This window comes from Streptomyces sp. EDA2-14 (genome assembly GCF_054963755.1).
The window spans coordinates 414,237-433,108 of sequence record NZ_JBUEGE010000003.1; the positions used below are offsets into that span (position 1 = coordinate 414,237).

At 73.2% G+C, this 18,872-nt stretch carries 14 protein-coding genes; 6 read left to right on the plus strand and 8 right to left on the minus strand.

What is annotated here, in order from left to right:
- Nucleotides 1-26: 26 nt before the first annotated feature.
- Nucleotides 27-2,492, plus strand: coding sequence for a malto-oligosyltrehalose synthase (gene treY / locus ACY34M_RS11645; RefSeq protein ID WP_462718344.1), 2,466 nt, complete (start codon nucleotides 27-29; stop codon nucleotides 2,490-2,492).
- Here the strand turns inward: treY and ACY34M_RS11650 are convergent.
- Nucleotides 2,452-3,621: a cytochrome P450 gene (locus ACY34M_RS11650; protein ID WP_462718345.1), complete on the minus strand. Its 1,170-nt coding sequence runs from the start codon at nucleotides 3,619-3,621 to the stop codon at nucleotides 2,452-2,454. The two genes, treY and ACY34M_RS11650, sit on opposite strands and share 41 nt — an antisense overlap.
- Nucleotides 3,622-3,889: 268 nt before the next feature.
- Between ACY34M_RS11650 and ACY34M_RS11655 the strand changes: the two genes are divergently transcribed.
- A complete protein-coding gene (locus ACY34M_RS11655) occupies nucleotides 3,890-5,131 on the plus strand; it encodes a M14 family zinc carboxypeptidase (RefSeq protein WP_462718346.1) in 1,242 nt (413 codons plus the stop codon).
- A 20-nt stretch (nucleotides 5,132-5,151) separates the two neighbouring features.
- Here ACY34M_RS11655 and ACY34M_RS11660 read toward each other — a convergent pair whose 3' ends face one another.
- The gene (locus ACY34M_RS11660) at nucleotides 5,152-5,703 is read right to left on the minus strand and encodes an FHA domain-containing protein (RefSeq protein ID WP_462718347.1); all 552 of its coding nucleotides are present in this window, start codon (nucleotides 5,701-5,703) and stop codon (nucleotides 5,152-5,154) included.
- A 262-nt stretch (nucleotides 5,704-5,965) separates the two neighbouring features.
- Here ACY34M_RS11660 and treZ point away from each other — a divergent pair, with 262 nt between their 5' ends.
- Nucleotides 5,966-7,732 carry a malto-oligosyltrehalose trehalohydrolase gene (treZ, locus tag ACY34M_RS11665; RefSeq protein WP_462718348.1) on the plus strand — a complete coding sequence of 589 codons (1,767 nt, stop codon included), beginning with the start codon at nucleotides 5,966-5,968 and terminating at the stop codon, nucleotides 7,730-7,732.
- Nucleotides 7,733-7,819: 87 nt separating this feature from the next.
- Here treZ and ACY34M_RS11670 read toward each other — a convergent pair whose 3' ends face one another.
- The 5 genes from ACY34M_RS11670 to cyc2 form a co-directional block, all read right to left on the minus strand.
- Nucleotides 7,820-8,728, minus strand: coding sequence for a phosphotransferase family protein (locus tag ACY34M_RS11670; RefSeq protein WP_462718349.1), 909 nt, complete (start codon nucleotides 8,726-8,728; stop codon nucleotides 7,820-7,822).
- Between the two features lie 6 nt (nucleotides 8,729-8,734).
- Entirely contained in the window at nucleotides 8,735-9,862 is a 1,128-nt protein-coding gene (locus ACY34M_RS11675) for an aminopeptidase P family protein (protein WP_462718350.1), read from the minus strand.
- A gap of 141 nt (nucleotides 9,863-10,003) precedes the next feature.
- Complete coding sequence (locus ACY34M_RS11680; protein ID WP_462718351.1) at nucleotides 10,004-10,618, minus strand: PDZ domain-containing protein; 615 nt, start codon at nucleotides 10,616-10,618, stop codon at nucleotides 10,004-10,006.
- 150 nt (nucleotides 10,619-10,768) lie between these two features.
- Nucleotides 10,769-12,700 carry an O-aminophenol oxidase PhsA gene (gene phsA / locus ACY34M_RS11685; RefSeq protein WP_462718352.1) on the minus strand — a complete coding sequence of 644 codons (1,932 nt, stop codon included), beginning with the start codon at nucleotides 12,698-12,700 and terminating at the stop codon, nucleotides 10,769-10,771.
- A gap of 91 nt (nucleotides 12,701-12,791) precedes the next feature.
- Nucleotides 12,792-15,032 (minus strand): germacradienol/geosmin synthase Cyc2, encoded by a 2,241-nt coding sequence (gene cyc2 / locus ACY34M_RS11690; RefSeq protein ID WP_462718353.1) that lies wholly within the window; start codon nucleotides 15,030-15,032, stop codon nucleotides 12,792-12,794.
- A 136-nt stretch (nucleotides 15,033-15,168) separates the two neighbouring features.
- On the opposite strand from cyc2, the gene ACY34M_RS11695 reads away from it, so the two are divergent.
- Nucleotides 15,169-15,798 (plus strand): chorismate mutase, encoded by a 630-nt coding sequence (locus tag ACY34M_RS11695; RefSeq protein WP_462718354.1) that lies wholly within the window; start codon nucleotides 15,169-15,171, stop codon nucleotides 15,796-15,798.
- 24 nt (nucleotides 15,799-15,822) lie between these two features.
- On the opposite strand, the gene ACY34M_RS11700 is transcribed toward ACY34M_RS11695, so the two are convergent.
- On the minus strand, nucleotides 15,823-16,665 hold the full coding sequence (locus tag ACY34M_RS11700) for a pentapeptide repeat-containing protein (protein WP_462718355.1): 843 nt from the start codon (nucleotides 16,663-16,665) through the stop codon (nucleotides 15,823-15,825).
- A 133-nt stretch (nucleotides 16,666-16,798) separates the two neighbouring features.
- Between ACY34M_RS11700 and ACY34M_RS11705 the strand changes: the two genes are divergently transcribed.
- Complete coding sequence (locus ACY34M_RS11705) at nucleotides 16,799-17,587, plus strand: alpha/beta fold hydrolase (protein WP_462718356.1); 789 nt, start codon at nucleotides 16,799-16,801, stop codon at nucleotides 17,585-17,587.
- Complete coding sequence (locus ACY34M_RS11710) at nucleotides 17,584-18,855, plus strand: cytochrome P450 (protein ID WP_462718357.1); 1,272 nt, start codon at nucleotides 17,584-17,586, stop codon at nucleotides 18,853-18,855. Before ACY34M_RS11705 ends, ACY34M_RS11710 begins: the two co-directional genes overlap by 4 nt.
- Nucleotides 18,856-18,872 lie beyond the last annotated feature (17 nt).

An 18,872-nucleotide genomic window follows, 5' to 3' on the forward strand; every position in this document is an offset into this window, starting at 1 on the left:
GCGGCGGTGCGGGTACGTAGGTTCGCATGACGCCTCTGCACCCGATGCCTTCGGCGACCCCGACGACGGCGGCGACGCCGACGGCCACGTACCGGCTCCAGCTGCAACCGGACTTCGGGTTCGCCGCCGCCGCGGCGGCGGTCCCCTACCTGGCCTCCCTGGGGGTCTCCCACCTGCATCTGTCGCCGGTTCTGGAGGCGGTGCCGGGTTCGACGCACGGCTACGACGTGGTGGACCACGCGCGCGTACGCGCCGAGCTGGGCGGCGAGGACGGGCTGCGCGGCCTCGCGCGAACCGCTCACGAGCACGGTCTGGGCCTGGTCGTGGACCTCGTGCCCAACCACATGGCGGCGGCCGTGCCCCACAACCGGCCGCTGAGCGCCGTGCTGCGCGAGGGGCCCTCGTCTGCGTACGCGCGCTGGTTCGACGTCGACTGGGAGGCGCAGGACGGGCGGCTGCTGCTGCCGGTCCTGGGGCACCACGTGGGCGAGGAACTGGGGCACTTGAAGGTGTCCGGTGACGTGCTGCGCTACCACGAGCACGCGTTTCCACTGCGCGAGGGCACCGCGTCCCTGCCGCTCCCCCGGCTGCTCGACACCCAGTGGTACCGCCTCGCGTGGTGGCGCCTCGCCCGTACCGAACTCAACTACCGGCGCTTCTTCACGGTTTCGGATCTCATCGCCGTACGGGTGGAGGACCCGGAGGTGTTCGCGGCGACCCACGGCACGGTGCTCGCGCTGCTGCGCGAGGGCGTCGTCGACGGGCTGCGGATCGACCACCCCGACGGGCTCGCGGATCCCGGCGGCTACTTGCAGCGGCTGAGCGAGGCGACCGGCGGCCGGTGGACCGTCGTGGAGAAGATCCTGGAGGACGGCGAGCGGCTGCCCGCGGCGTGGCCGGTGGCCGGCACCACCGGATACGACGCGCTGCGGCACATCGACGGGTTGTTCACGGATCCGGCGGGCGCCGATCAACTCCTCGGCTCGTTCCGCCGGTTCACGGGCGTCGCGGCGGACCGGGGCGGGCACTGGCAGGCGACCGTGCGGCGCGCCGCGCACCGCGTCGTCACGCACGAGCTGGCCTCCGAGGTGGACCGGCTGACGCGCGAGGCCGCCGCGCTGTGCGCCGCGGAGCCGGAGCTGCGCGACCACGCCCCCTGGGCGCTGCGTACGGCGCTGTGCGAGCTTCTGGTGCGGGTGCCTGTGTACCGGCCGTACGCGACCGGTGGCGACGCCCCTGAGACCGTTCTGACGCCGTCCGCGGCGGACGAGGCGAAGGCGACCTTCGCGGTGCCCGAGGAGGCCCGGGCGGTCGACGTCGTACGGGAGTTGGCGCTGGGGCGGCGCGGCGCGGGTCCCGCGCACACGGCGTTCCGCGACCGGTTCGCGCAGACCGCTTCGGCGCTGCGGGCCAAGTCGGTCGAGGACACGGCGTACTACCGGTTCACGCCGCTGCTGTCGGCCCTGGAGGTGGGCGGATCGCCCGGAGATCCCGCCGTGTCCGTGGCGGCGTTCCACGCGTACTGCGCGCGCGTGCAGCGCGACTGGCCCTACACGTCGACGGTCCTGTCGACGCACGACACGAAGCGGAGCGCCGACGTCCGGGCCGCCGTGTCGGTCCTGGCGCAGTGCCCCGACCGGTGGGAGGCGCTGCTCGCGGAGGTCACCGAGCGGACCGCGCACGGCGGCGGCGCGAGCGCGCCCGATCCCCAACTGGCGTGGGCCGCCTGGCAGACCGTGGCCGGACTCGGCCCCGCCGAACCGGCGCGACTGCGGCAGGCGCTGCTCAAGCACGCGCGCGAGGCGGCCCTGTTCACGACCTGGACGGAGCGGAACGCCCACTACGAACGCGCGGTGGAGGACTTCGTGTCGTCCGGCCCGTGCGGCCCGCCGGGCCACGAGGTGCTGCGCTTCATGGACGGCCTGCGGCCCCATGTGCGGGCGAACGTCCTGGGCGGGGCCCTTGTCCATCTCACGATGCCGGGCGTACCGGACCTCTACCAGGGCACGGAGCACGAGTACCGGGCCCTGGTGGACCCGGACAACCGGGCACCGGCCCGGTTCGACCCCGCCGAGCGGAGCACGAAGGCGACGCTCACCGGGGTCGCGTTGCGGCTGCGTCGGGAGCACCCGGAGTGGTTCGGCGGCGCGGCCACCTACGAGCCGCTGCCCGCGGAGGGCCCCGGCGAGGCGCACTGTGTCGCCTTCGCGCGCGCGGGCCGCGTGGTCGTGGCGGTGACCCGGCTCTCGCTGCGGCTCGCCGACGCCGGCGGATGGCGGGAAACGGAACTCGTGCTCCCCGAGGGTGAGTGGGCCGACCTGCTGACCCCGGAGCGGCGGTTCCGCGGGCACACGCGCGTGGCGACGCTCTTCGAGGAGTTGCCCGTGGCGCTCCTCGTCCGCGCCGACGGGAACCAGGGCGAGGCCGACGCCGAGGAGGCCCTGCGAGCCGTCACCGCAGACGTACGACGAGGGCCGCGGGAGAGCGGGTGAGCAGGCCCTCGTAGGTGGGCCGGAAGCCCGGCGCCCAGGACATGTCCGGCAGCGCCGCGAGGAGGGCGCGCAGGCCCGCGTCGGCGGTGAGGCGGGCGAGTTGGACACCCGGGCAGCGGTGCCGCCCGGCGCCGAAGGCCAGCTGCCCGGGAGCCGCGCGGAACAGGTCGTAGCGGTCGGGGTCGGCGAACCGGTCCGCGTCCCGGCCCGCCGCGCCCACCAGGCAGGCGACGGTGGCGCCCGCCGGTATCGTGCCGCCGCTCACCGGGACCGGCGCGAGGGCCCTGCGCAGGACGACGTGCGCGGCGGGGTCGCGGCGCAGTGACTCGGCCCAGGCCGCGTCGACGAGCTCGGGGCGGGCCCGTACCAGCGCGAGCTGCTCCGGGTGGTCCAGGAGGTTGGCGAGGAGCGCGGCGAGGGCACGGTTTGTGGCGTCCCCGCCCGCGCCGAGGAGCGTCGCCGCGAGCCCGCAGACCGTGTCGTCGGACAGCGGCCGCCCGTCGGTCCGCGCGGCGCACAGGGCCCCCAGGAGGTCGTCCGTGGGGTGCGCGCGGCGGCGGGCCACGTGGGGGCGCAGGAAGGCGTCCAGGGCCGCCGGGGCGCCGCCGAGGTGGGTGAGGCCCGCGTGGCACAGGGCGGCGACGTGGGCGACGTTCTCGTGGGGCAGGCCCAGCGCGCGGACGGCGGCCACGGCGGGCAGCCAGTGGCAGAACTCGGCGACCAGGTCGACCTCTTCGCGTCGAGTGAGGCGACAGGCGAGTACGTGGGCGGCGCGTTCGACGCTCGCCTTCACGGCGGCCAGCGCGCGTCCCTGGAGCGCGGGGGCGAGGAGCGCGCGGTGGGCGGTGTGCGTGGCCGCTTCCAGGTGGCCGAAGGTGCGGCCGGGTGGTGGTGCGACCAGACGGGGGTCGGCGAGCGCGGTGCGGACGTCCGCATAGCGGCTGAGCAGCCACGCGCCGAAGGGCTCGTCGTGGTGCAGCGGGTACCTGGCCCGCAGCGTGCGGTAGAGCGGGAACGGGTCGCGGACCGTCGGCGGATCGGCGAGGCTCGGGGGCGGCGTCGCGGCCCACGCGCCCGGGTAGGAACCCGGTGCGTCGGGATACGAGACCGGTCCGGAAAGGCACTGCACCGCGGGGCTCCACTCTGAACCGGGGCGCGCACGGTCGCTGCGCGCGGCTCCTCCCAGCGCACCACCGAGGCCTTCGTCACGCAGCTTCCGTACCACCGTACGAGTGACAGCGGCGACGCAGGGTAACGGTTGGGTCTGACCTGCGTGGCGACTCGGTGGCGCGATCCGGCTCTTGCCGCGCGGCTGCAGGACAGGGCACAGACCTTCTTGACACATGGAGCAGAGCATGGGGTACTGCGGATTGCTGACGCCGGGAGCACCAACGGGGGTGAGTCACCTGACGGAGCAGCGTTACCCCACCTCGGCCGAATTGGTCCAGTCAGCGCGGGAGCTGGCGTCTCACCGACCCGACCTGTGTCGCCTGCGCCAGGTCGGAACGTCGCGTGGGGGGCGCCCCCTGCATCTGCTGTCCGTCGGGCACGACCGGTGCGCGGTCCTCGTCGTGGCGGGGGCGCACGCCAATGAGCCCACGGGGGGTTCCACGGCGCTTCACCTGGCCGAAAGGGCGCTCTTCGAGCGGGAGTTGCGGACCGACAGGTCGTGGCACTTCCTGTTGTGCGCGGACCCGGACGGCGCGGCCCTGCACAACGCTCCCGAGCCGCGTTCGCTGCTCGACTACCACCGGGGCTTCTTCCGGCCCACGGGCGCGGAGCAGCCGGAGTGGTCGCCGTCCGTGCTGCCGCCCGACCGGCTCCCTCCGGAGACGAAGACGCTGGTCGGCGTGATCGACGAGGTGCGGCCCTACCTCCAGGTGTCCCTGCACGGCACCGAACTGGGCGGCAGCTGGGTGCAGTTGACGCGGGACATACCGGGGCTCGCCGAGCCCTTCGCCAAGTCGGCCGCCGAGCTGCACATACCGGTGGAGACCGGGGCGTCGGACGCGGCGGGCTGGCCGACGTCCGGGCGCGGCGTGCATGTGATGCCGGACCTGGACGCGCAGGCGGCGTTCCCGAGCCTGCCCGACGACGCACGCCTGTCGACGTGGCACCACGCGCACCGCTACGGCGGCTCCACGGCGATCGTGGAGGTCCCGATGTGGGCCAGCGACCTGGTGGACGATCCGGCTCCGCATCCCGCGCCCGAGCGGGCGCTGCGGCGCCTGTCGGCCCGGCTCAGCCGCGACACCCGGCTCGTGGAGGAGATCCTCACCGAGGCCATGCCCCGGCTCCCGGACACCGGAGGGCCGCTGCTCGGTGCGGCGCAGTGGGCCCTGAGCCTGGTTCCGGGGCTCGCGGACGACTGGGTGCAACCGCCTCCGCCGGGCGCCACGATGGCGTACATCGGCAGCATCGACGCGTTCGCCCGGCGGCTGCCGCTGCGGGCCGCGGCGATGCTCCTGCGGGTCCTGGAGGACGCCGACGACTTGGCGGCGCCCCGGCTCGACGCCCTCGTCACGCGGTGGTGCGACGCGTACGCCGAGCGGTTCGGGGCGCGGTGGGTGCCGGTGGCCCACCAGGTCGAGCACCAGGCGCGGACGACGGTGGCGGCGGTGCAGCACGCGCGCGGGTGACGCGCTCCGCCGTCGAACCGTCAGTCGGCGGACAGCCTGAACGACATGCGTCCGAAGGCCACCTGATCGCCGTCCTGGACGACGGCCACGCCGATCACCCTGCGCCCGTTGACCGAGGTGCCGTTGGTGGAGCCGAGGTCGCGCAGCACCCACATGCCGCCCTGTCTGCTCAGCTCGGCGTGCACCCGCGACACCGTGTCGTGGCTGAGCCGCAGCCCGTTGGCCGGGTCGCGGCCGATGCGCAGCGGGTACGGGGAGGTGAGCGGCGGCAGGAGCAGTTTCGGCAGCCGCTCCACGGTCCACGCCCTGCGCAGCCGCACGGTGAACCCGGAGACCGCTCCCACGGTGCCGAACAGCGCCCGCGACCAGCGGCCCTCCTGGTGCAGATCGGCGGTGAGCCGGTGGAGCTCCTCGGACTTGCGGGCGGTGAAGACCAGCTCCATGCGGCGCACGAACGTGTCGTGCGAGAGGCGGCCGAGTGCGACGCCGTCCCTGAGCACCTTCAGCGCACGGTCGCGCTCGGCATCGGAGAGCCGCGCCGGGTACGTGTGGTGTTCAAAAGAGGACGTCACACAGCGAATTGTCGGGCAGCGGACGCCGAAGTGTCCAGAAAACCACAAGCGCGGCCGATCCCGCACTGTTACGTTCGGCGCTCCGCGGTCGCCAATGGGCCGCCTCTCAAGGAGATTTCTTGCCCTCGGCCGTGCAGCCCCTCGTCATGCGTGTGACGCGTGCCCCAGCGAGGCGAAACGGCCCCGCGTCGATCACAACTGACGCACCATGGGAATCAGTCGTCACTGTCGGCAGGCAACCGGTCACGAGGGGGAACGGTCCGTGCAGTTCGAGGTGTGGGCACCACAGGCCGAGCAGGTAACGCTCCACATACGAGGAGCCGAGGACGAAGAGGGCACCACGCGCGCGTTGTCGCACGACGCGTACCGGGGAGACGGGTGGTGGTCCGGGCGGGCCGAGGCCGTGGACGGCACGCGGTACGGGTTCGCGGTCGACGGCGGGCCCGTGCTTCCCGATCCGCGCTCGCGCCGACAGCCCGAGGGTCCCGACGGCCTGAGCGCCGTCGTCGACCACCGGGCGTACGCGTGGCGCGGCGACTGGGCGGGGCGCGGCCTGCGGGGAGCCGTCCTGTACGAGCTGCATGTGGGCACGTACACGAAGGAGGGCACGCTCGACGCCGCCGCGCTGCGGCTCGGGCACCTCGCCGATCTGGGGGTCACGCATGTCGAGTTGATGCCGCTGTGCCCCATGCCGGGCCGGCACGGCTGGGGCTACGACGGCGTCGGCCCGTGGGCCGTGCACGAGCCGTACGGCGGCCCCGAGGCCTTGAAGCGCTTTGTCGACTCGGCGCACGAGCACGGGCTCGGTGTCGTGCTCGACGTCGTCCACAACCACCTGGGGCCTTCCGGGAACCATCTGCCCGCGTTCGGCCCGTACTTCACGGACACCCATCACACGCCGTGGGGCAGCGCCGTGAACCTGGACGCGCCGGGTTCCGACGAGGTGCGCGCGTACCTGATCGGCAGCGCGCTCGCCTGGCTGCGCGACTACCGGATCGACGGGCTGCGGCTCGACGCGATCCACGAGCTCCACGACCGGCGCGCCCTGCCGTTCCTGGAGGAGCTGTCGGCGGCCGTGGACGCGCTCGCCGACGAGCTCGACAGGCCGCTGTTCCTGATCGGCGAGTCCGACCTCGGCGACCCGCGCGTCATCACCCCGCGAGCGGCGGGCGGGCTCGGCCTGCACGCGCAGTGGAACGACGACGTGCACCACGCGCTGCACGCGGCCGTCACCGGCGAACGACAGGGCTACTACGGTGACTTCGCGCGGCAGCCGATGGCCGCGCTCGCCAAGACGCTCACGCGCGGCTTCTTCCACGACGGCGGCTACTCGACGTTCCGCGGCCGCCACCACGGCCGCCCGCTCGACAGGGCCACCGTCCCCGCGCACCGGCTGCTCGCCTACACACAGACCCACGACCAGATCGGCAACCGGGCGCAGGGCGACCGGCTCGCCTCGCTCGTCGGCCCCGGACTGCTCGCGTGCGCGGCGACGCTCGTGCTCACCGGGCCGTTCACGCCCATGCTGTTCATGGGCGAGGAGTGGGCGGCGAGCACGCCCTGGCAGTACTTCACCGACCACACCGACGCCGCTCTCGCCGACGCCGTGCGCAAGGGCAGGCGGCGGGAGTTCGCGGCGCACGGCTGGGCCGAGGAGGACGTCCCGGATCCACAGGACCCGGCGACCCGCGAGCGCTCCTGCCTGGACTGGGGCGAGCGGGAAACGGGCCACCACGCGCGCGTGCTCGCCTGGTACCGCGAGCTCATCGCCCTGCGCCGGGCCCGCCCCGAGCTCCAGGATCCCGATCTGGCCGCGGTCAGGGTCGCGTACGACGAACGGGCGCGGTGGATCGCCTACCGGCGCGGTGACCTCCGGGTGGCGCTGAACCTGTCGGACGAGCCGGTGTCGATCCCGCTGGGGCGGCCGGTGGCGCGGCTGCTCGCCGCGTGGGAGCCGGTGAAACTGCCGGGCCGGGACGGGGTGCTGACGGTCCCTGCGCAGTCGTGCGTGGTCGCTGTGGCGCCGTAGGGGCGGACGGGCTGGCAGGAGGGCAGGAGGTCAGGTTGATCAGCCCTCCTCCGTTGCTCAGCTCTCCTGCGTTGCTCAGCCCGTTGCTCAGCCCTCCTCCGTCACGAGCTCCAGCAGGATCGCCTCCCATGCGCGCTCCAACTGCACCCGCAACAGACCCACGGGGCTGTCGTCGGCGCCGTAGAGCCGGTCCCCGAGCCGCACCAGGACGTCGCAGCGGGCCAGCCACAGCCCCCGCAGGCACGACCGCGGCCCGTACCCCGCCAGCGTCGCGGAGCGGACCGCCGCACGCGCGCCGACGGCGATCGCGAGCCCGGCGATGTCCTCGGCCGGGTCGCCGACGACGGCGTCGGCCCAGTCGAGGACTCCGCGCACCCGGCCGTCCTCCGACACCGTCAGGTGTTCGCCCTTGAGGTCGTGGTGGACGAGCACGGTGTCGGGCTGCGGGCCGAGCTGGGCGACGGCCCGCGCGGAGAGCTGATCGAGCCGCTCGGCCTCGAACTCGCCGTCCGCGTCCAGCTTCAGGGCCGCGGCGCCCGCCTCGCGGCGCAGCCTCTCCAGGGAGCGCGGCGCCGCCTTCGGCACGCCGATCGGCCCGGTCCGCGCGACCGGCACGGCGCGCAGGCCCGCGAGCAGCCCGGCGAGGTCCTCCTCACCGGCCGCGGTCACGTCCTTGGTCTCGGCGGACTCGCCGGGGAGCCGCTTGTCGAGCGTGCAGGCGAGGCCGGGCGCCCACTCCGCCGCCGCGACGGAGGCGGGGAGGGCGACCGGGACGTGGGGGCGTACGAGTTCACGCAGGCGCACCTCGCGCCGCAGCCGCGTGGACATCGCCCCGTCGGTGGCGAGCCGCAGCACATGGGTACCGCCCACCCACCACGTCGCGTGCTCGCCGCCCTCGGTGACGGGGCGCACCTGCGGGGTGCGGCCGTCCGGAAGAAGCTCCTCCAGCAGGCGGCGCACTGCGTCGGCAGTGGGCCGCCGTGGCGTCGACGGCATCGCCGCTCAGCCCACGATCGCCAGTTCGCGCGCCGTCGCGTTGAGGCGCCGGCCGCCGTCGTCGGTGACGGTCACGATGTCCTCGACGCGGACGCCGAACCGGCCCGGCAGGTAGATGCCGGGCTCGACGGAGAAGCACATGCCCGGCACCAGCTCCTGCTCCTCGCCCTCGATCATGTAGGGCGGTTCGTGGGTGGTGACGCCGATGCCGTGCCCGGTGCGGTGGATGAAGTACTCGCCGTACCCGGCGTCCGTGATGACCTTGCGGGCCACCCGGTCGACGTCCTGGCAGGCGATCCCCGGCCGCACCGCGTCGCAGGCCGCGGTCTGCGCCTCCCGGACGATGTCGTGGACCTCGCGCTCCTCGGCGGTCGGCTCGCCGACGTGCACCGTACGGGTGGTGTCGGAGCCGTAGCCGTGCTTGAGGCCGCCGAAGTCGAGGACCACCATGTCGCCGTCCTCGATGACGCGGTCGCTCGCCTCGTGGTGCGGATTGGCGCCGTTCGGGCCCGAGCCGACGACGGTGAAGTCGACCTGGGAGTGCCCGAAGCCCTTGAGCAGCTCGGACAGCTCGCGGGCGATGTCGTTCTCCCTGCGGCCCGCGAAGGCGACCTTCTTGATCTCCTCGTACGTCGCGTCGGCCGCGGCCCCCGCGGCGGCGAGCCGCTCCAGCTCGGCGGCGTCCTTCACGGCGCGCAGCATCGGCAGGGCCTCGGTGAGCGACACGTACGAGGTCTCGGGCAGCGTCTTCTGCAGGCCCAGCAGGTGCATCGCCCAGGCGTTGTCGCTGACCCCGAAGCGGCCCGCCACGTCGAGCAGCGGGGCCGTGACGTCATACGGGTTCTTGCCGTCGGTCCAGTCCCGCAGCGTCATGGCGGCGGCGCCGGCGGCCTTGGCGGCGTCGGGCGCCTCCAGGGTCGGCACGACGAGCGTGGGCTCCTGGCCGGCCGCGAGCACGAGGAGCGTGAGCCGCTCGGTGTCGGCCGGCACGTGGTAGCCGGTGAGCCAGACGAGGTCGGGGCCCGGCGCGACCAGTACCCCGGCGAGCCCCGCGTCGGCGGCGGACTGCGCGGCACGGTCCATGCGGGCCTTGTAGTCGGCGGCGGTGAAGGGCGCGGGTGTACCGGTCGTCATGTCCTGACCTTTCGTACGGGGGCGTACCCGGGGCTGGCGTCGTACGAGCAGCCATCCTGCCCGGCGGCGCGGGGCGGCGCGAGACCTACCTCTGCCCATGATTTCAGGCGCTGTGGCCGGAACGCGCGTCGAGTCCGCCGCTCATGTGACGACTCCCGGCGTGACCGCGAGCTTCTGCAGCTCCCCGTTCGCGTGCCGGACCGTGACCACGACCTGCCGTCCGGGCCGGGTGTCGGCCAGGTCGGCCACGTGCGCCGCGAGGTCGAGCGCGGAGCCGACGCGCTGCCCTGCGAGGCCCACCAGGACGTCGCCGCGGACCAGACCTCCGGTGTAGCCGGGGCCGGGAACGTGCACGGCCACGACGAGCGCTCCGGCCGCCCGGGGAGCGTCGACGACCTCCACTCCGAGCCCGCCCCTCGCGACGGGGGACGCGGGCCGCGGGCCGGGGCCCGGCGTGGGGGCGGCGCGGCCGGGTGACGGGGCCGCGGGTTTCACGGCGGGCGGTGTCTGCTTCTTCAGTTCGGCGAGCTTGCTCATGCCGATGACGGTGGCTCCCACGGTGCCGACGCCGATGCCCGCGAGCACGAGTACGACCGCGCACAGCAGCCCGCACAGCACACTGCACAGCCGCCTGCCGCGCCGCCTTCCGAGCTGCGGCCCGCGGGGCTTCGGCGGGGGCTCCGCCTTCGGCCCGGCGGTCGACGCGGAGCCCCCGGAGCCCGGCATCGACTTGGGACGCAACGCAGTCTGTTCCATGAATCGCCCGCCTCCGGTCCCTGGCCTCCTCGGCCACGGCCAGAGCCCTACCCTCCGCGCACACCCACGACGATCCACGAACGAGTGAGAGTGCCGGGGCCGGATCGAACACCGGCGCCCGGCACTCCGTGCGGTGTCGGCCCGGGCGGCTCAGCCCGTGTGACCTCCGTGGCCGCCGCCGTGCCCGGCCCCGTGGTCGAACTTCATGGCCTCCTCCGGCATCACCACGAAGGGCCGCATCATGCCCATGTCCTCGTGTTCGAGGAGGTGGCAGTGGTACATGAAGCGGCCGTACGCGCCGTCGAACCTGCCCATGACGCGCAGCATCTGGCCGGGCAGGGCGCGGAACACGTCCTTGTGGCCCTGCTCGTTGGGCGGCAGCGGGATCACCCTGTTCGGGTCGAACGCGACCGGCCTGACCGTGCCGCCCACCGCGACGTCGAACCCGGAGGCGTCGTACGCGTCGCGCCCCAGGATCTGGAAGTCGGCGAGGTGGATGTGCATCGGGTGCACGACCGGCGGGTTCACCGCGAGGTTGAGGAAGCTCCACTGCTCGTAGGTGCCCTCGGCGAGGCTGAAGCCGAGCCCGTCGTTGAACGTGCGGGCGACGCGCCTGTAGGTCTTCAGCCTGCCCTTGTCGTCGACGAGCTGGATGACGCCGTCGCTGGGGACCCGGAGGTCCTCGGCGCCCTCCGAGTCGTCGGCGACCTCCTCCATCTCCCAGATCTCCGGGTGTCCGCCGCCGCCCTTGGTCGCGGGCGGCGTCAGGACGACCAGCCGGTGTCCGTGCTCGATGTCGTGGGTCAGCTTCCGGAAGGACCCGGACAGCACCTCGGGCAGCACGAACGGGTCGGGGTCGCCGCACTCGCCGACCCGGAACTCCATGACCTGCGGGTAGCGCACGTCGCCTGCCACGTCCGGCTCGCCCGGCGCCTTGTTGCGGCCCTTGTCGACCAGGCGCACCCGCTTGCCCGCGAGGGAGGCGAAGTCGACGAGCAGGTCCATCCGCTCGGCGGGCGCGACGGTCAGCGTCGGCAGCCGGCCGTCGAAGTCGAGCGGGACGGGCCGCGGGAGCAGCCCGCCGTCGCTGCCGATCTGGTGCACGACGCCGGGCACCAGGGCGCCGTCCTCGTCGACGAGCACCAGGTTGTAGATCCGCGCGTTCGACGCGTTGAGCAGGCGGAAGCGGTACCAGCCCGCGTCCACCTCCGCGAAGGGCCAGATCCGCCCGTTGACCGTCGTGTACGGGCCGGTGAACGGGATGGTGACGGGCTTGCCCGTCTCCTCGTTCGCCGGGTCGACGATCACGGTCTTGTGCAACAGCTTGCCGTTCAGCCTGCCGTCCTCGTCCGTGTCCAGGTTCCGGTCGGCGAGCAGCAGCGGGATCTCCCGCTCCCCGGAGGGCAGCCCCAGGGCGTCCTCCTCGTCGTCCCGCACGAGGTACGTGCCGTACAGGCCGGTGAACACGTTCCACCGGGTGATGTTCATGGCGTGGTCGTGGTACCACCACTGCGTCGCCTGGTGGTCGTTCGGGTACTCGGCGAGCTGGGCGTCGCCGAAGCCCACCGCGTTGTCCGCCCAGCCGTCGTTGCCGCCGCCCGTCTGCGCGCCGTGCAGGTGCGTGACGCTCCAGGCGGGCAGCGCGGCGACGTCCTTGTTGGCCGGGACGCCGGCGCGGCCGGGCAGGGTGCTCGGCGGGGGCGGCGGGTCCTGCCCCGGCTGCGTCGGCGGAATGGGCACCTCCACCGCCGTCACCGGGTAGTCGCCGCCCTTCGGGATGCGGTTCGTCCAGGCGATGCGCACGCGCTGCCCGCGCCGCACCTCGATCGTCGGGCCCGGCACCGACCCCTCGTAGCCCCACATCAGGGTCGGTGGGAGCTGCGGGTGCAGCCGCTGCCACGTGGGCCGCAGCGCGATCTCCGTTTCCTGCCGGACGTCACCGGATGCGGGCCGCAGCACCGGCGGCACCGTCAACGGCGCCACATACGGCGCCAGTTCGCCCACGGCGGCCGCGGTGATCTCGCTCGCGGCCTCCTCGACCCCGGTGTGGCGGTCCGTGATGTGCTCGAAGATTTCGGTCATGGAAAAGAACACCCCCGTGTGTTCTCGTACAGTCCCCGTCGTACGACCGCGAACGGTCGTCCTGTCGCGGCCGTGGAACGGCCGTCTCACCTCACAGGACGGCGGTCGTGCCGGCGAAGTTGCCCGAATCGCCCCATCCGGACGTGCAGTTCTTGAAACCGACGGGAACCGGAGGCGCCGGAAGACGGCCGGGGACGAAGCGGTGGGCGCGCCCGGAGAGCCATTCGTCGCGGTAACGGTCCACGTTCGCATGCCAGTTGAGAATCCCGGCCATCCAGTTCCGGAGGTCCTCGACATAGCCGTCGAAGGCCTTGCGCGCCTCCCGGTCGAGGTGGAAGTCCTCGTACAGAACGGGGAGTTCGTGCTCGACGATGTGCTGGAACTGCCGTACGCGCTGCGTCATCAGGTCGTTCACGATGCCGACCGCCGCCGGATAGTCCGCGCCGAAGAAGTTCTGCACGACGAGGACCGCGTTGTGGATCTCGCCCTCGTACTCGATCTCCTTCTGGTACGAGTACACGTCGTTGACCAGGGCCCCGTAGTCGATCGCCGCGTTCTCCAGGGCCCGCACCGGGCCCGCGCGGTACAGCTCGGGCGGCACCGCGGGCCCGCGGCCCGCCCGGCACAGGCTCAGGGTGAGGTCGGAGCCGAAGGTGGCGCGGCGCATCTCCAGGTAGTCGACGGGGTCGGGGATGCGGTGCTGGAGCTGGTTGGCGGCCTCCCACACCCAGCTCTCCGTCATGACCTCGACGGAGTCCTTCAGGGTGCTCCGCTGCTCCGGTGTCATGTCGGCCGTGGTGCGCCGCCACAGGTCGGCGAGGCCGCGCTCCATGGCGTTCGTCGGCGGCGGGATCTCCTCGCCGTTCAGGGGCATGCAGGCGGAGAGGCGCGCGGTGCACAGCCGGGCGGCGGCCAGGTCGCGGCGGTGCCCGAAGACCAGCGGGTAGTAGTCGTCGCCGTAGGTGCCCCAGGCGAGCCACTGGGAGCTGAGGTCGAGCGCCTCCGCCGAACCGTCCGGGTCGAGCCCCGCCGCGCACAACGGCAGGTCGTGGGCGCGGAGTTTGTCCTCGTCCCAGACGCCCTCCCCCAGGATGCCCATCCGGTGCGTCCAGGGGAGCAGCCGCGCGCGGGCCCCGTCGAGCTCCGGGTTGAGGCGCAGGGAGAACGGCATGTGGATGTCGGGGATCAGGGCGGGGCCGACCTTCTGGAACGGCACGTGCCGGTACACGCGCAGGCGCTCGGCACCGACCCCGTCGAGCAGCGCCCGCACGTCGGTGGCGGCGGTCCCGAGGCCGCTGGGGCCGCCCGGGGCCGGTGCGGTCCGCGCGGCGACCTCCTTGTTCATGTAGCGGCTCGACCGCATGTGCCACTCGTGGCCGCCGGACTGCCAGTCCTGCAGCCCGCGCGCGTACGCGGCGATCGCGGCCACCTCGTCCGGCGTGAGTCCCTTCTCCGCGGAGAGGGCCGGCACCTCGGTCAGCGCGGTGTGCTCGAACTGGTGCAGTCGCGAGGTCAGCACGTCGTTGACGGCTTCCGCCGCCTCCTGCGTCGTGCAGTCGAAGAAGGTCTCCAACACCAGCACTCCGTTGGAGAGTTCGCCCTCGTCCCTGACCTCCCTCTCGTAGGAGAACAGGTCGTTGCGCAGATGCACGGCGTCGGCGAACGTCTCCATGAGGACGCGCAGCGGCCTCGACCTGGCCACGGCGGCCGGGACCTCGGCGGTCGCGTACTCCACGAGCCCCGCCGACCAGGGAGCGCCGCCCACCTTGCGGCGCATCTCGATGTACTCGACGGGGTTGGAGATCCGCCCCTCGTTGATGTTGGACAGCTCCCACATCGACTCGTTCAGGAGGTGCTCCGTCGACTCCGCGAACCGGCGCCGCCAGTCCATCGACATGGCGGGCACGGTGCGCCGCCACAGGTCGATCAGGCCCGCCTCGACCGGGTTCTCCGGCTCCGGCACGGGAGTGTCCAGCTCCATCGGCATGAAGAGCGGCAGCCGGTCGAGGTGCGCCTTGCCGGCCGCGCGGTCGTTCGTGCGCTTGAACATGTCCAGGAAGTGGTCGTCGAAGAAGAAGACCCAGACGTACCAGTCGGTGATCAGGGAGAGCGCCGGTCCGTCGCAGTCGGGGTGCGTGTACGCACACAACAGTCCGTAGTCGTGCGCGTCGAGGTCGCGCTGCTCCCAGACTCCGCTGCCCTCCAGCATGCCCATCTCGCGGGCCCACACCGTGGAATGGGCCCGCGCCTCCTCCAGGTGCGGATTGAGCCGGGCCCGGTACGGCATGTAGAAGCGCGGCAGTCGGAAGGGCTGCGAGGACTCGTGTGTCATGAGCGCCGCCCTACCCGTGGCCGTCAACCGGCATCCACGGGGCGGAACATGATCGCACCATCGCGTGAACCGGGGTTGTTCGACGTACGTTCGGGGAAACGCACCCCCGTTGCCCGTTCGAAGCGAAGGACCTACGTTGCCCATCCGGATCACGTCGACCGCCGCCCGCTGCCTGGTCGCTCTGGGCGCCACCACCGCGCTCGCCCTGGGCGGTTCGGCCCTCCCGGCGTCCGCCGCCCCGGCCGCGCCCACCGCCGCGTCGCAGACCACCCACGCGCACCCGCGCGCCCTCGCGGCGATCACCGCGCTCGCCACGGAGCGGCTCGCCCTCGCGGACAAGGTCGCGGCGGCGAAGTACGGCACGCAGGCGCCGATCGACGACCCGGCGCGCGAGAAGCTGATCCTCGACGACGTGGCGGAGCGCTCGGCGGGTCTCGGCATCGACCCGGCGTTCGCACAGGCCGTCTTCCGGGACCAGATCGAGGCCAACAAGGTGGTGCAGCGCGGCCTGTACGCCCGCTGGGACGCCCACCCCGAGCAGCGCCCGACCGAGCGCCCCGACCTCGCGACGGAGGTCCGCCCGCAGCTCGACCGCATCACGACGCAGCTCCTGGACGCGCTGCGGGAGGTGGCCCCCACGCGCACCTCGCCCGCCTGCGGGCCGCTGCTCACGGCGGCGGCGCTGCGCGACGCCCACGCGCGCGGGTTCGACGCCCTGCACCTCAAGGCCCTTGCGCGGGCGCTGCCTTCGGTGTGCGCCTCCTGAGACCTTTTTCGGTGCCCTTGAGGTCTACGTCCAGTGCGCGGGGCGCCTCAGGCCCGCCGGTATGCGGGTCGTGGCGTCGCCGCGCGCGGCGTTCACCTGCGCCTGGGTGAGGAACAGCGCCCCGGTGAGGTCGGCGCCCGCGATCCGGGCGTCGCGCAGGTCCGCGCCGATCAGGTCGGCCGAGCGGAGGTCCGCACCCGTCAGATCCGCGGCCACAAGAAGGGCGCCGCGGAAATTGGCGCCCCGCAGGTCGGCCTTCTTGAAACGGGCACCCACCAGGTCGGCACCCCGGTGGTTCTTCTTGCGGCCCAGAGCGCCGGGCACATCGGCGCGCACCAGTTCGCTCGCCTTCAGTAGAAGGGCGTTGACGTCGTCGCGGACGGCCGGCACGTCGGCGGCGACGAGTTCGTCGGCACGCGCGCGGGTGAGCCGCTCGATGTCCTCGCGGGCCCGCCGGGCGTCGCGGTGCACGGCACGGGCCGCGTCGAGTTCCAGTACGTCGTTCAAGTACCAGAGCAGTTCGTGCAGTTGCCGCATGACGGGGAACGCCTCGTACATGGCCCTGGCGGTCTCGGGCCGCTCACGCCAGCTGACGCCCTCGAAGGTGACCTGAGAGACCTTCTGGCCCGCGCCGAAGCAGTCGAAGACGGTGCAGCCGGGGTAGCCCTCGTCGCGCAGCCTCGCGTGGATGCCGCAGCGGAAGTCCTCCTGAAGGTTGCGGCAGGGCGTGCCCGCGTTCTTGTGGTGCGCAAAGTCGTGCGACTTCGCGAAGGGGAGGGCGACGCAGCACAGGCCGAAGCAGTCGGCGCAGTCGGCGCGCAGCTCGGGGCGGGTCGCCGGGGCGTCGGCGGCATCGGGGGAGGTCACCCGTCCATTGTCCCCGACCGGCCGCGGTGCGCCGGGCCACGCGCGCGTGCGCCCTCTTGTGGCCGGGCACGGCCGCGCGCCACCTTGGAGGCGTCCGGCAACCGCTTCCGTTCAACACCCCGGGGGAGTCGACGTGGCCTCGTCCTTCGTCCTGCCGTACGAACTTCACGGTGACGGCCCGCACAAGGTGTTCGCGGTGCACGGCTGGTTCGCCGACCGCGCCGCCTACGCGCCGATCGTGGCCGATCTCGACCGCGCCTCCTTCCAGTACGCGCTGGTGGACCTGCGCGGCTACGGGGAGGCGAAACAGACGCCGGGGGCGTGCACGACGGCCGAGGCCGCCGCGGATGTGATCGACCTCGCGGACCGGCTCGGCTGGGAGCGGTTCTCGCTGATCGGGCACTCCATGGGCGGCAGCGTGGCGCAGCGCGTGGTGGCGAACGTGCGGCAGCGGGTGCGCCGCATCGTGGGGGTGTCCCCGGTCCCGGCGTCCGGGCTGCCCATGCCGCCGGAGCAGTGGGAACTGTTCGCGACGGCCGACTCCTCCCCCGCCAACCGCCGCGCGATCATCGACATCACCACGGGCGGCGTGCGCCCCGCCGCGTGGCTGGACCGCATGGTGGAGCGCTCGCTCGCGTGCAGCGACGGGAAGGCGTTCCGGGCCTGGCTCGACTCGTGGACCGGCGACGACTTCCACGCGGAGCTCGCGTCCTGCACGGTTCCCGCGCTCGCGATCACGGGCCAGCTCGACCCGGCGCTGACGGCGAACCTGATGCGCTCGACGTGGCTGACCTGGTTCACCCGCGGCGAGCTCGTCGACCTCCCGGTGTGCGGCCACTACGCGATGGACGAGGCGCCGCTCGCGCTGATCCGCGTCATGGAGGACTTCCTGCGGGCGGACGGCCCGGGACGGAAGTCATGACGGCACACACGGCACCGGACCTCCCCGAGGTGCCCGACGTCTTCGACCCCCGCCTCTACGCCGAAGGCGTCCCGCACGAGCGCTACCGGACCCTGCGCGACCACCACCCGGTGGCCTGGCAGCGGGAGCCCGCGGTCCTCGGCTGGCCGGAGGGCCCCGGGTTCTGGGCGGTCACGCGCCACGCAGACGTGGTCCGGGTCCTCAAGGACGCGTCGACGTACTCCTCGTACCTGGGCGCGACCCAGATCCGCGATCCGGACCCGGCGGACCTGCCGTTCATCCGCGGCATGATGCTCAACCAGGACCCGCCCGCCCACGGCAGGCTGCGCCGGCTGGTGAGCCGGGCGTTCACGCCGCGCCGCGTGGCGGCGTTCGAGGAGTCGGCACGCAACAGGGCGAGAACGCTGCTGCGCACGGCGCTGCACGAGGCGAAGGACACGGTCGACCTGGTCGGGACGGTCACCGACGACTACGCCCTCCTGAACCTCGCCGACCTCCTCGGCGTCCCGGAGTCCGACCGCGCGCTGCTCCTGCACTGGACCCGCCGCGTCATCGGCTACCAGGACCCGGACGAGACGGCCGGCTCCCCCTCGACCACCACCGGTCCACCCGTGAACCCCCGCTCCCCCTCCGCGCTGGCCGACATGTTCGCGTACGCCGACGAGCTGGCGGCCCGCAAGCGCGCCCACCCGGCCGACGACATCATGACGACGCTGGCCGCGGACCCGGACCTCACGGCGCCCGAACGCCAGATGTTCTTCTTCCTGCTCACCGTCGCGGGCAACGACACGGTGCGCAGCGCGGCTCCGGGCGGCCTGGCACTGCTGGCCGAGTCCCCGACCACGTACGAACTGCTCCGCATGGGGAAGGCCGACGTGCCGCCGGTCCTCGACGAACTCCTGCGGCGCCACCCACCGGTCCTGAGCTTCCGGCGCACGGCGAGCGAGGACACGACCCTCGCGGGCGCCCGCATCGAACGGGGCGACAAGGTGGTCGTCCTCCACGCCTCCGCCAACCACGACGAACGCGTCTTCCCCGCCCCGTTCACCCTGGACCCGGCCCGCACCCCCAACCCCCACGTCTCCTTCGGAGACGGCCCGCACGTATGCCCGGGCGCGCACTTCGCCCGCCTCCAACTGCGGGCGCTCTACGAGGAAGTGGGCCGGGCGCTCCCGACCCTGACGCTCGCGGCCCCACCGAAGCGTCTCGTCTCGAACTTCATCAACGGGATCAAGGAACTACAGGTGCACACGCCCACGATCCGGTGAGTTGCGGCGATCTTGGT